The 13220-nt window shown below is 56.5% G+C and carries 11 protein-coding genes; 6 read left to right on the forward strand and 5 right to left on the reverse strand.

Annotation, left to right across the window (positions count from 1 at the left end):
* The first annotated feature begins 43 nt into the window (after positions 1-43).
* From WD429_RS10210 to WD429_RS10225, 4 genes are all read left to right on the forward strand, one after another.
* The gene (locus WD429_RS10210) at positions 44-856 is read left to right on the forward strand and encodes a class I SAM-dependent methyltransferase (protein WP_368422069.1); all 813 of its coding nucleotides are present in this window, start codon (positions 44-46) and stop codon (positions 854-856) included.
* Positions 846-1289 (forward strand): ribonuclease HI, encoded by a 444-nt coding sequence (gene rnhA / locus WD429_RS10215; protein WP_368422070.1) that lies wholly within the window; start codon positions 846-848, stop codon positions 1287-1289. The genes WD429_RS10210 and rnhA overlap by 11 nt, the downstream gene beginning before the upstream one ends.
* A 16-nt stretch (positions 1290-1305) precedes the next feature.
* Positions 1306-2019 carry a DNA polymerase III subunit epsilon gene (gene dnaQ, locus WD429_RS10220; RefSeq protein WP_368422071.1) on the forward strand — a complete coding sequence of 238 codons (714 nt, stop codon included), beginning with the start codon at positions 1306-1308 and terminating at the stop codon, positions 2017-2019.
* Positions 2020-2203: 184 nt separating this feature from the next.
* Positions 2204-3910 carry a chemotaxis protein gene (locus tag WD429_RS10225; RefSeq protein ID WP_368422072.1) on the forward strand — a complete coding sequence of 569 codons (1707 nt, stop codon included), beginning with the start codon at positions 2204-2206 and terminating at the stop codon, positions 3908-3910.
* Between the two features lie 58 nt (positions 3911-3968).
* Here WD429_RS10225 and WD429_RS10230 read toward each other — a convergent pair whose 3' ends face one another.
* Positions 3969-4283 (reverse strand): SCP2 sterol-binding domain-containing protein, encoded by a 315-nt coding sequence (locus tag WD429_RS10230; protein WP_368422073.1) that lies wholly within the window; start codon positions 4281-4283, stop codon positions 3969-3971.
* A gap of 223 nt (positions 4284-4506) precedes the next feature.
* Between WD429_RS10230 and sohB the strand changes: the two genes are divergently transcribed.
* Together sohB and WD429_RS10240 are read left to right on the forward strand one after the other, a co-directional pair.
* Positions 4507-5571, forward strand: a complete 1065-nt coding sequence (gene sohB, locus WD429_RS10235) for a protease SohB (protein ID WP_368422074.1) — start codon at positions 4507-4509, stop codon at positions 5569-5571.
* A 24-nt stretch (positions 5572-5595) separates the two neighbouring features.
* A complete protein-coding gene (locus WD429_RS10240) occupies positions 5596-6594 on the forward strand; it encodes a YhdH/YhfP family quinone oxidoreductase (protein WP_368422075.1) in 999 nt (332 codons plus the stop codon).
* Here WD429_RS10240 and WD429_RS10245 read toward each other — a convergent pair.
* From WD429_RS10245 to metH, 4 genes are all read right to left on the reverse strand, one after another.
* Positions 6591-7097, reverse strand: a complete 507-nt coding sequence (locus WD429_RS10245) for a DUF934 domain-containing protein (RefSeq protein WP_368422076.1) — start codon at positions 7095-7097, stop codon at positions 6591-6593. The two genes, WD429_RS10240 and WD429_RS10245, sit on opposite strands and share 4 nt — an antisense overlap.
* Positions 7090-8742, reverse strand: a complete 1653-nt coding sequence (locus tag WD429_RS10250) for a nitrite/sulfite reductase (protein ID WP_368422077.1) — start codon at positions 8740-8742, stop codon at positions 7090-7092. Before WD429_RS10250 ends, WD429_RS10245 begins: the two co-directional genes overlap by 8 nt.
* A gap of 348 nt (positions 8743-9090) precedes the next feature.
* A complete protein-coding gene (locus WD429_RS10255; protein WP_368422078.1) occupies positions 9091-9348 on the reverse strand; it encodes a DUF2970 domain-containing protein in 258 nt (85 codons plus the stop codon).
* 22 nt (positions 9349-9370) lie between these two features.
* A complete protein-coding gene (gene metH / locus WD429_RS10260) occupies positions 9371-13069 on the reverse strand; it encodes a methionine synthase (RefSeq protein WP_368422079.1) in 3699 nt (1232 codons plus the stop codon).
* Between the last annotated feature and the right edge of the window lie 151 nt (positions 13070-13220).

The following is a 13220-nucleotide window of genomic DNA, read 5'->3' on the forward strand; positions in this document are numbered from 1 at the left end:
GGCGGCCCCAAGGGCACGCGCCAAAAGGACAGGGGTAAAAAACATGTCTGCAAGGCCATCAGCGGACTACGCAATACGGCACGACAGTTTCGAACGCTGGTACCAGACCCCTCTGGGGCGGGCTTTACTGGCTGACCAACGCGCCTGCGTTGACCATCACCTGCGGCCACTCACAGGTGCCCGGCAATTGCAGGTTGGTATCAGCCATCGCTTCCCGCTGGCCAGCGGTGCTGACTTTGCCCAGAAAATCATCACCACTCCTGCCTGGACCCCCGCGATACCGGAAGGGGTTGCCGTATGCGATGCCGATGAGCTGCCATTCCCCGGGGATTCCATGGATCTTGTCATCCTCCACCATACCGCTGACTTTTCCCCACACCCGCATCAGGTGTTGCGAGAGGCGTCACGAGTGCTGCGGGGGGATGGTTCGATGTTACTGATCGGCTTTAACCCCCTCAGTTCCTGGGGTGTCCGGCGTTTGATGTCACGCTCTCATAGCGGTCCCTGGGGTGGTCGGTTTTTGTTCAGAGGCAGAATGGAAGACTGGCTGCGGTTGCTGGATTTTTCGGTCGAGCATTCCCGCTCCTGCTTTTTCCGGCTTCCGCTGCAGAGGCCGGTAGCGGGAAAAGGCATGACCCTGCTGGAAAAGGCGTGCGGAAACGGGATTCTTCCTGTTGGTGCCTATTACTGTATCCTTGCCAAAAAGCGGGTGTGTTCCCGCATACCTCGTCGTCCGGTCTGGCGGCAGCAAAAAGTCATACCGTTGCCGGGTTCCGGGGCCGTTGGTGCCTCTCGCGGGTGCGCCAACCAGGCCAACATCGAATTACACAACCCTGGGAGTGGTCATGGCCGGTAAGGTGGTTCTCTATACGGACGGTGCCTGCAAGGGCAATCCGGGGCGTGGCGGATGGGGCGTTGTGCTCCGTTATGGCGATGCCCGCAAAACGCTTCACGGTGGCGAAGCGCAAACCACCAATAATCGAATGGAGCTGATGGCCGCGATTCGTGGGCTGGAAGCACTGAGTCGACGCTGTGAAGTCGAGCTCTATACCGATTCTCAGTACGTTCGCAAGGGCATCACTGAGTGGATGAACGGGTGGAAACGAAACGGCTGGAAAACCGCGGCAAAAAAACCGGTCAAGAACGAAGACCTGTGGCGTGAGCTCGACGACCAGGTGGCTCGCCACACGGTAAACTGGCACTGGGTTAAAGGGCACTCTGGCGTTCCCGATAATGAGCTGGCGGATGAGCTGGCGAATCGTGGTGTCGACGAGTTGGCGAACGCATAGTCAGGAAAGGCAAAGCATGAGACAGATAGTACTGGATACCGAAACCACGGGTATCGACCCGTCCGAAGGGCACCGAATCATCGAGATCGGCTGCGTTGAAATGATGGAGCGACAGCTTACGGGTCGCAACTACCACGTCTATATCAACCCAGAGCGTGAAGTCGAAGCCGAAGCGATAAGCGTTCATGGCATTACCAACGAATTTCTTGCTGACAAGCCATTGTTTTCCGACATTGCCGACGAGTTTTTCGAGTTCATCAAAGGTGCTGAGCTGGTTATCCACAACGCTGCCTTTGATATCGGATTCATGGATGCGGAATTTGCCCGGCTGAAGCCTGTTCGCAAGACGTCAGAGCACTGCGGGGTTCTTGATTCTCTGGCAATTGCCCGAAAAAGGCACCCGGGCCAGAAAAACAACCTGAATGCTCTTTGTAAGCGATATGGTGTGGATAACAGTAACCGGGAGCTCCACGGAGCTTTGCTGGATGCCGAGATCCTTGCCGATGTCTATCTGTTGCTGACCGGTGGTCAAACGGCGTTGTCGCTGGATGCTGGTAGTGAAGACGGTGGCACGTCGGACGGCCTTCGGCGGCTGCCGGCGGACCGGAAAGCGCTGAAGGTGCAGAAGGCTTCCGGGGAAGAGCGTGAAACCCACGATGAGTTTATGGCAGCGTTGGCAAAACAGGCAGGAGGCACCGTCTGGGACCGTGTCGAACAACCGCCGGATTGAGTTCAGGGCCGGCAGGGCGGGTTGGATGGTTGCAACCTGATGCCGGCTGTACCATTTGTTACATTCCCGGTTTCTTGAGCGACATGGATTTTGTGTTATAAGTAACGATTAGTTCGCCAGTTTTTTGCGAACAGTAACAAGAAACAGGACGCGGTAGTCTCCGCAACATTAACAGGAAGCGTTTATGGTTCAATCGTCTCTGGCGACGAAATCGCAGTCTTTTGATCTGGTCAAAAGTGAAATTGAGCAGACCATAAAACAAGCAGAATCGAGCCTCGAACGCTTCCAGGAAAATCGTGAAAGTGGCGAAGACCTGCAGAACTGCCTGGATTACCTGAACCAGCTTCGCGGTATCTTTATCCTCGTCGAGCTACGTGGCGGCACACTGTTGTGCCAGGAAGCCGTCAGCATGGCCAACGACGTCCCCGTCGGTGCCAATGACGACAAAAACATTCTTCTGACCACGCTCAACAGCGCGTTGTTTATCCTCCGGCGCTACGTCGAGTATTATCACCATCAGCGCGCAGATCACCCGGAGCTACTGCTACCGGTGATCAATGAGTTGCGAGAGGCCCGCAAGGAAAAACCTTACCCCGAATCCTGTTTCTTCGAAATCGACGTAAGAGAGCGCCCCGATTTCTGTAATGGCATGAGTATCCAGCCACTGGAAGGCAACGAGGCGGAGTACGAAATTCTTGCTCGCCGCATGCGGTTGACGTTCCAGGTGGCGCTGCTCGGCATTCTGCGGGAACAAAACGAGGTGGTCAGCAAGAAGCTGTTCGGTCGCTCCGCCCGCGGGATGGCACGATTGTGCGACGGTGCGGCGATGGGCCAGATGTGGTGCCTGGTAGCGACGGTTGTCGATACCATGCTTGACCGGGCCATGCCGTTCAACAAAGCCCGCAAACGCATGTTCATGCGGGTGGAAAAGTACGCGCGTGAAGTGGTGTACGTGGGCAAAGTCGCGACTACCAAGGACGCTCCCGATTCACTGATACGGGATCTGGTCTACCTGCTTTACCGAAGTGGCTCCGGCAACCCGGAGGTCACAGACATCCTGTCGGCTTACCGACTCGCACCAGCAGAGTATCCCGACTCCATGATGGCTGCTCATGCGCGCCGTCTCTATGGCCCGGGGGCGGATGTGCTGAAGTCGCTGTCCGAAGCGTTGCAGGACGAGCTCAACCAACTCAAGGACAAGCTCGACATCATCGAGCGGGGCATTGAGCCTGACCTGGCTGAGCTGTCTTCCATTGCGGACACGCTTGAGCGCCTGGGTAACACGCTGCTGATGCTGGATCTGAACATGCTGGCGGGCAAGTGTCGTGACGAGGCCGACAGGCTACGGGCTTGGGAGGCGGAATCCAGGCTTCCGACTGATGACGAGCTGTATGCACTCGCTGATTCTGTTCTTGGTATCGAAGACGCCGTTCTGCAGATCGTGACCCGTGGCATTACCTCCGAAACGGATGCGCTGGCGACCGGTGAGCAGAATCGGAACGAATCGCTCTATCTTCAGGAAGCGACTTACGTGGTCGCAGACGAAGCCAGGGGAGCGCTGACGCTGGCCAAGCGGGCAATTACAGCGTTTATTGAATCCGACTATGACAAGATGCACCTGGCTAACCTGCCGGCCACCCTGCATAGCATTTGGGGCGGATTGAGTATGGTCAATGATCCCGCCGCCGCCAATGTTCTTGCGCGCGTCGCCGCCTCAATACAGGACCGCCTGCTGGATGCCAGGGAATCACCACCGACACAAGTGCTGGAAGCGCTGGCAGATGCGCTGACCTCGCTGGAATACTACATCGAGAGCATTGGTAATCGGGAAGAGCGTAATGCGGACCTGTTACGCCTGGCGGAATCTTCGCTGGATGACGTCGGCCTCTAAAAAGAAAAACCCTGCAGCGTGGCAGGGTTTCCAGAAGCGACAATGCCTGCCGGGCTGATTAGCCCATCTTGAACAGTTCGCCCAATTTGGTGGCTAGCATCATGTCGCCTTCGGCGCGGAGCTGGCCTGCCATAAACGCCTGCATGCCATCGGTCTCACCGGAAACAATGCCTTGCAGGGTTTCAGAATTCATGATCAGAATGACCGACGGATCGTCGTGAGCGCCTTCGTGTAATTTACAGGTGCGATCCTTGATGATCAGGTGATAGGTTTTGTCATCTTCGATATCAAACTGGAACACCAGATCCAGGCCTTCGGCTGCGTCTGCGTTGAAATTCTGTTCTAGCTTTTCAAATACCTGAGCTACCGACATTATTTTACCCTTTTTGATGGTTGTCTTGGCTTGGCGACGGCTTTAAGGTCCCTGGCGTGAGCCTGTTCCGGGCCGGGGGGAGCCGACGTAGCCACTCGACTTTAGGGGGACAGCCTAACAGTGTCAACCTCTATCGAACGCTTGTTTTAAAATTTCCACTCGGTGACCACAGCGGGTCCTGTAAGTTACAATCAACCCTTTGAAATCAGCCTGGAGAAGCAATTTGGAATTTCTGACAGAGTTCGGTTTGTTCGTTGCCAAAGCCGTGACACTGGTCGTCGCGTTGATCGTTATTATCTCCGTCGTCCTGTCGGCAGCCCACAAAGATAAAGGTGCCGACAGCGAGGATGGCGAACTCCGGGTCCGGAAGCTTAACGAAAAATATCGCAAACTGCGGGAGTCGCTGCAGGCGCGCCTGCTGTCCGAACCCGAGCGCAAAGTCCGGGCAAAACAGGTGAAGAAAGAAGAAAAAGCCCGGAACAAAGCTGAGAAAGGAAAAGCCAAGGCGGGTGACACCACCGAAACCCCGAAAAAGCGGATCTTCGTGCTGGATTTCGACGGCGACATCAAGGCCAGCGATACCGATCCGCTACGCAGAGCCATAACGGCGGTGCTGAGTGTTGCGCAGCCCGGCCAGGATGAAGTGGTGATTCGGCTGGAAAGCGGTGGCGGCCTAGTGCATTCCTACGGTCTGGCCGCGGCACAGCTCGACAGAATTCGCAGCAAGGGCATTCACCTCACCGCGTGCGTCGACAAAGTGGCGGCGAGTGGCGGCTATATGATGGCGTGTGTCGCTGATCGAATTGTTGCCTCGCCCTTTGCGATTCTGGGTTCCATTGGTGTTGTCGCCCAGCTACCGAACTTTCACCGATTGCTGAAAAAGAACAACGTGGACTTTGAGGTCCTGACCGCCGGTGAACACAAGCGCACCATGACCATTTTCGGAGAGAACACCGATAAAGGGCGACAGAAATTCCTCGAAGACCTGGACGACACCCACGTGCTGTTTAAAGAATACGTCGGTGAGCGACGGCCTGAGCTTGACATCGCGGCGGTAGCCAACGGCGATATCTGGTTCGGCCGCCGTGCGATGGACGTCAAACTGATCGACCAGATCCAGACCTCCGACGAATATCTCATTGAAGCCTGCGAGGGCGCGGACGTAATCTCAGTGGCCTATCAGCGTAAACGCACGCTGCCGGAAAAACTTGGCCTGGCGACAAGTGCGGCACTTGAACACACCGTCTGGCGGCTGTTGAGCGCATTTCGCAGCCAGAAAATCCAGTAATCGACACAAAGACTCGGGGCACCTATGACGACAACGACTGAATTCAAAGCCTGGCGCGTCCAGGAGCAGGATGGGGACTACGTGGGCAGCGAGCAGGGCCTGAGCACGGCCGACTTGCCGGAGAATGAGGTATTGATCAAAGTCAGTCACTCGTCCCTGAACTACAAAGATGCGTTGTCCGCCTCCGGGAACAAAGGCGTGACCCGCAACTTCCCGCATACCCCGGGGATCGATGCCGCCGGTGAAGTGGTGGAATCCAGCACCGGTGAGCCGGCCGTGGGCAGCAGCGTTCTGGTCACCGGCTACGACCTGGGCATGAACACCGCTGGTGGCTTCGGCGAATACATCCGCGTACCAGCGGCCTGGTGTGTGACCATGCCTGAGGGCTGGGATGGCAGAACCGCCATGATCTACGGCACTGCGGGTCTGACTGCCGGCTTATGCGTCCAGAAACTGTTAACCATGGGTGCCCGGCCAGACCAGGGAAAGGTCGCTGTCTCGGGTGCCAGTGGTGCCGTGGGTAGCGTCGCCGTTGAACTCTTGGCCAAGCTCGGCTTTGACGTGGTCGCTATCAGCGGCAAGAAGGATCATGCAGACGGTCTGAAAGCTCTGGGGGCTTCGGAAGTGGTTGGTCGCGATGCGCTGGCCGCGGAAAAGAAACCCATGCTAAAGCCCACGTACGCCAACGCGGTGGACACGGTTGGTGGGCAACCGCTGGCGGAACTGCTTAAACAGATCCAGCCGGGCGGCTCTGTCTCCTGTTGCGGACTGGTTGCCGGCCCGCAACTGGAAACCACGGTGCTTCCGTTCATCATCCGAGGCGTTAACCTGCTGGGTGTGGACTCCGTGGAGATTCCATTGACAGAAAAAGCAGCGGTCTGGAAGAAATTCGCCGGCGAGTGGGCATGTCCGAAAGCCGAAGCAACTGCCCGGGACATTGGTCGCGGACAGCTGGATGGCGCATTGAAGGCATTCCTGAAAGGTGAATCGTCAGGAAAAATTGTGCTGGATCACTCGCTTTAAGACGCCCGACGCCGAAACAGCGGCACATCGGTATCGGTGGCAGCCTGATACCCCTGGCTGAAAAAGTTCAGGGAGCGGGCTGCCTTCGCGGCATCCTTGTCTTCCCGCAATGCGTAACTGTCAAACCCGCAACGCTTCATGAACTGCAACTGATCGAGCAGCACATCGCCAATAGCCCGAAGCTCATTCTTATAGCCAAAGCGCTCCCGCAACAACCGTGCGATGCTGTAGCCCCGGCCATCACTGAACTTGGGAAAGTTCACAGCAATCAGCGTCAGTTCGTTAGCCAGGCCCTCTAGCAGTTCGGGCTCATCGTGGCTGTCGAACCAGACACCGATATCATCGCGGCCCTCAAAATGTTCCTTGCCGGCCAACCAGAGATCCGCCGGAATCAGAGCCGGCTGGTCGTTGGGAATGTCCAGGGATTCGCCATCCTCCGGGCGGGGCACCGTTACCCAGATATCCTGCTTGATGGTGCCGTCTTGTGTGATGATGTCAGGCATAAACCCGCTCCTTGAATGGCGCAATTCCGATTCGACGGTACGTCTCCAGGAACGGCTCTTCCTGCTTGCGATTGTTGACGTACACATCAATAATTTTTGCGATGACCTCCGGCATATCTTCCTGCGCGAAGGAGGGGCCCAGAATTTTGCCGATGGTCGCATCGTGGTGTGAAGAGCCACCCAGGCTCACCTGATAAAATTCCTGACCTTTCTTGTCGACCCCTAGAACACCGATATTGCCGACGTGGTGATGGCCGCAGGCGTTCATGCATCCAGAGATGTTGAGGTCGATTTCCCCCAGGTCATAGAGGAAATCCATGTTGTCAAAGCGACGCTGAATGGACTCGGCAACCGGAATGGACTTGGCGTTTGCCAGGGCACAGTAGTCACCACCCGGGCAGCAGATCACATCGGTCAGGGTGTTCAGGTTGGCGGTGGCAAAGCCCATAGGCTCAATGCGTTGCCACAGCTCAAACAGCTGGTCCTGCCGAACATCGGCCAGCACGACGTTCTGCTGGTGGGTGACCCGCACCTCACCGAAGCTGAAGCCATCGGCCAGATCCGCAATCTGCTCGAGCTGCTCGTCGGAGACGTCACCCGGTGGGATGCCGGTTTTTTTCATGGTCAGCGAGACAATCGCGTAGCCCGGCTTTTTATGGCTGTCGACGTTGTGGCTGAGCCATTGATCGAAGCGACGATTTTCAAAGCGTTGGGTGCCCAGTGAGTCGGTGGCATTCTCCAGCGCGTCATAAGAGGGCTCGGTAAAATAGCCCTGAATGCGCTCAATGGCATCCCGCGTCAGGCGGGTGGGGGAGTCCTTGATGTGCGCCCACTCAGCCTCAACTTTTTCGGCAAACCCTTCGGGTGTCAGTGCTTTCACCAGAATCTTGATTCTTGCCTTGAACTTGTTGTCCCGGCGGCCGTAACGGTTGTACACGCGCAACACGGCTTCCAGATAGGTCAGCAGATCCAGTTCCGGCAGGAATTCGCGAATAACCGGCCCAACCATCGGTGTGCGACCCAGCCCGCCGCCCACATGCACGCGGAAGCCCAGCTCGCCCTGATCGTTTCGCGCCATCTGCAGACCAATATCGTGGACCTGGATGGCGGCCCGGTCGGTGTTTTTGGACGCATTGACCGCCACCTTGAACTTGCGCGGCAGGAACGCGAACTCCGGGTGGAACGTTGACCATTGGCGAATGATTTCGCAATAGGGGCGTGGGTCAGCCACCTCGTCTACCTGCACGCCGGAGAACTGATCGGTGGTGGTGTTGCGGATACAGTTGCCACTGGTCTGGTTGGCATGCATTTCCACTTCTGCCAACTCTGCGAGTATGTCGGGCACATCTTCGAGTGCCGGCCAGTTCAGTTGAACATTTTGCCGGGTCGTGAAGTGGGCATAGCCTTTGTCATAATCACGGGTGATCCGTGCCAGACAGCGCAGCTGGTCAGACCGAAGCATTCCGTAAGGAACACAGATGCGCAACATGGGCGCAAGACGCTGAACGTAAAGACCGTTCTGAAGGCGGAGCGGAAGAAACTCATCTTCGCTCAGTTCGCCCGCAAGCGCCCGTTCAGTCTGATCACGGAATTGGGCAACCCGCTCGGCAGCAATCTGCCGGTCGTGTTCATCGTATACGTACATAGTAAAACGTCCTGCAAAAACGCGTGGTATCTGGCCTTGAAGCCATTTGAGGAAGGCAGAATATCACCGTGCATATATTCTTAAAATGATTATTTCCAAATATGTTTATCGATTCAGGTGATAATGAATTGACCAAAAAGACTGGACTGGGATCGATTAGGTGATTAACTTTAGGGGCGTTGGGCGTTAAGATGGTGGTATTGATCGCCCGACAATAACAACACACTCAGGAGGAATTCCGAATGAAGAAAACTGCACACTCTGACAGCAGCGCTGATGCCGTAGCGGCGGTATTGCTGGTTATGTTGGCTGTTGCATTCACCGTAATCTGGGTGAGCGGGCAGTAAACTACTGCCCGGATAACACCACTTCGACGATGAGCACCAGGGTGACCACAAAACCAATGGTGAACAGTAGTCCAGCGATAATATAGGGTAGCGGGCTGTGGCTTGAAAAGTCTTCTTGCCGCCGTTTATCCGACTGCACGCCGAACGCGCCGGCAATGATGCTCTGCATTATTTTCAGCACCCCCGGGCTTTTGCGTTCGGGCTGTTGATTGTCGCTGTCACCGTTTTTTTCTTGCTGCTTAAAATCTTCGGTTCCCATTGAATTATCCCGTTCCATTAAATTATTCAGCGGGGTCATAAGCCAGGCTGGGTGCCAGCCAGCGTTCGGCTTCCGCTCTGGAAATATTCTTGCGTTCAGCATAGTCTTCAACCTGATCGACACCAATCTTGCCGACCGCAAAGTATTTGGACTCTGGGTGTGCAAAGTACCAGCCGGACACGGCCGCCGTCGGGAACATGGCAAAGTGCTCGGTCAGTTCGATGCCGGTTTGCTCGGTGGCCTGCAGCAGGCTGAACAGCGTGGCTTTTTCAGTATGATCGGGGCACGCCGGGTAACCCGGTGCGGGGCGAATGCCGCGATAGCGTTCCCGGATCAGATCTTCGCTGGTCAGGGTTTCATCCGCTCCGTAGCCCCAGAATTCCTGCCGCACCCGTTCGTGCATGCGTTCCGCAAAAGCCTCGGCTAGCCGGTCGGCCAGTGCCTTCACCATGATGGCGTTGTAGTCGTCGTTGCGGTCTTTGTACTCCAGCGATAGCTCCTCGGCTCCGACACCTGTGGTGACGGCAAAGCCACCCACATAGTCCACGATATCGGATTGTTCCGGTGCGACAAAATCCGACAACGTCATCATCGGTTTGCCCGGGGCTTTGTCATCCTGCTGACGTAAATGGTGCAGGGTGGTCAGCTCCTCGGTCCGGGCGTCGTCCTTGAAAACGACAATGTCATCGCCCCGGCGGTTTGCAGGCCAGAATCCTATGACGCCCCGGGCGGATACACGCTTTTCATCAACCATTTGGCGCAGGATGACCTGAGCGTCATCAAACAGGTTGCGAGCGGCCTCGCCACGCTTGGGGTCATCAAAAATAGCGGGGTATTTGCCGGATATATCCCAGGAAATAAAGAACGGCGTCCAGTCGATGTAATCCACCAGCTCGTTCAGGTCATATTCTTCAAACACCCGGGTGCCGGTAAAGGCTGGTCGGGCTGGCTGGTAGTTCGAGAAATCGATCTCGGGGGCGCGATCACGGGCTTCTTTGAGTGACACCAGCTTGGTGCGGTCGCCGCGATTTTTGCGGCGCACACGGATTTCGTCGTATTCCACACGGGCTGCCTCAACGAAGGCCGGCTTGGCGGTGCTGCTCAGCAACTGCGAAGCAACGTTGACGCAGCGTGATGCATCGGAGACGTAGAGCGCGATGTCATTCTTGTAATGAGGCTCGATCTTGACGGCGGTGTGTGCCTTGGATGTCGTTGCACCGCCAATCATCAGTGGAACATTGAAATCCAGACGCTGCATTTCCCGGGCCACGTGGACCATTTCGTCCAGGGATGGGGTGATCAGGCCGCTCAAGCCGATGATGTCGACATTTTCTCTCTTTGCCGTCTCCAGAATTTTGTCACAGGGCACCATCACGCCCATATCGATCACTTCGTAGTTGTTGCACTGCAGTACCACGCCAACGATGTTCTTGCCGATATCGTGGACGTCGCCTTTCACCGTTGCCATCAGGATCTTGCCCTTGGCCTTCTGGTTTTCGGTCTTCTCCGCCTCGATAAACGGAATCAGGTGCGCAACCGCCTGCTTCATGACGCGGGCGCTTTTCACCACCTGGGGCAGAAACATTTTGCCATCACCAAACAGATCACCGACAACGTTCATGCCGTCCATCAGCGGGCCTTCAATCACCTCTATGGGATGGCTGGCTTCCAGACGGCAGGCTTCGGTGTCATCAATGATGTGACTGGTAATGCCCTTGACCAGCGCGTGCTGCAGACGCTGTTGCACTGGCCATTCGCGCCAGGCGAGGTCTTCTTCCTGAGTTTTCCCGCCTTTGCCTCTGAAACGCTCGGCGGTCTCCAGTAAGCGGTCGGTGCCGTCGTCACGGCGATTCAGAACAACGTCTTCGACACGCTCTTTGAGCTCCGGGTCTATTTCGTCATAAATGACCAGTTGGCCAGGGTTCACAATCCCCATGTTCATGCCCGCCTTGATGGCGTGGTACAGGAACACGGAGTGAATCGCCTCGCGGACCATATCGTTGCCGCGAAACGAGAAAGACACGTTACTGACGCCGCCGGAAATACTGGCGTGGGGAAGGTTTTCCCGTATCCAGCGGGTGGCATTGATAAAGTCCACGGCGTAGTTGTTGTGCTCGTCTATGCCTGTGGCAATGGCGAAGATGTTGGGGTCGAAGATGATATCACCGGGGTTGAAGCCGATGCCCACCAGAACGTCGTAGGACCGCTTGCAGATGGTCGTCTTGCGCTCGTAAGTGTCAGCCTGGCCCTGTTCGTCAAACGCCATGACCACCACGGCAGCGCCATAACGCATGCAGTCGCGGGCACGCTTGATAAACTCCTCTTCGCCTTCTTTCAGACTGATCGAGTTCACCACCGCCTTGCCCTGAATACACCGCAGACCGGCCTCGATCACCTCCCATTTGGAGGAGTCGATCATAATCGGCACCCGGGAGATGTCCGGCTCGGACGCGACCAGATTGAGGAACGTCACCATGACGTCCTTTGAATCCAGCATGCCCTCATCCATGTTGATATCGATGATCTGGGCACCGTTTTCTACCTGGTCACGGGCGACGCTCAGGGCTTCTTCGTACTGCTCTTCCTTAATCAGCCGCAGGAAACGCTTGGAACCCGTAACGTTGGTACGCTCACCGACGTTGATGAACAGCGTGTTCTCGTCGCCGGTAAACGGTTCCAGGCCGGAGAGGCGCAACGCTTTCGGGCGCTCGGGAATCTGGCGGGGAGGGTATTTCGACACCGCGTTGGCAATGGCTTCAATATGGTCAGGTCGCGAACCACAGCAGCCACCGATGATGTTGAGGAAGCCGTCTTTGGCGAAGCCCTCAATGATTTCCGCCATTTCTTCAGGCGTCTGGTCGTATTCGCCGAACTCGTTGGGCAGACCCGCGTTGGGGTGGGCGCTGACGTAGGTTTCCGCCTTATTGGCCAGTTCTTCCACGTAAGGGCGCAAGGCGTCCGCACCAAGGGCGCAGTTCAGGCCGACTGAAATCGGCCGGGCATGGGCAACGGAATTCCAGAAAGCTTCCGTGGTCTGGCCGGACAGCGTGCGGCCGGAGGCATCGGTTATGGTGCCGGAAATCATGATCGGCAGGGTGATGCCGCTGTCTTCGAAATACTGCTGGGTGGCGTAGAGTGCCGCCTTGGCATTCAAGGTATCGAAAACGGTTTCGATCAGGATCAAGTCAGAGCCACCTTCCACCAGGCCGCCTACCGCCTCGTAATAGTTGTCGACAAGGGTCTGGAAGTCGGCGTTGCGGTAGCCCGGGTTGTTTACGTCAGGAGAGATAGAAGCCGTGCGTGAAGTAGGCCCGACCGCCCCGGCAACAAAGCGGGGCTTAGCCGGATTTTTCGCAGTAAACTCGTCAGCGATCTCACGGGCCAGCTTGGCAGCGGCTACGTTCAGCTCCCGGGCAACGGACTCGAGGCCGTAATCCGCCTGGGAAAGCTGGGTGGAGTTGAAGGTGTTGGTTTCGATGATGTCTGCGCCAGCGTCCAGGTAATCCGCATGAATATTGCGGAGCAGGGCGGGCTGGGTCAGGTTGAGGAGATCGTTATTGCCCTGGACTTCCTGCTCGTAGTCTGCAAACCGTCCGCCACGAAACGCCGTCTCATCCAGTTTGAGGTTCTGGATCATGGTGCCCATGCCGCCATCCAGAATAACGATGCGATCCTGTAGGGCTTGGTGAAGCTGTTCGAGGCGAGTGGTGCGGTCGGTCATAGCGTACATCCGGAAGTCGTGTTTAACGTCGTATTTAACGGAACGGCGCGGGATGATAGCAAATCTGCAGGATTCCGTCCCGGTACGGTTGACAATTGTCAACGCTCAGTGTCAATAGGGGAAATTTACCATCTGACTAAAGCCTGACTAT

The sequence above is a fragment of the Marinobacter sp. genome (assembly GCF_040904845.1).
Classification (GTDB): domain Bacteria; phylum Pseudomonadota; class Gammaproteobacteria; order Pseudomonadales; family Oleiphilaceae; genus Marinobacter.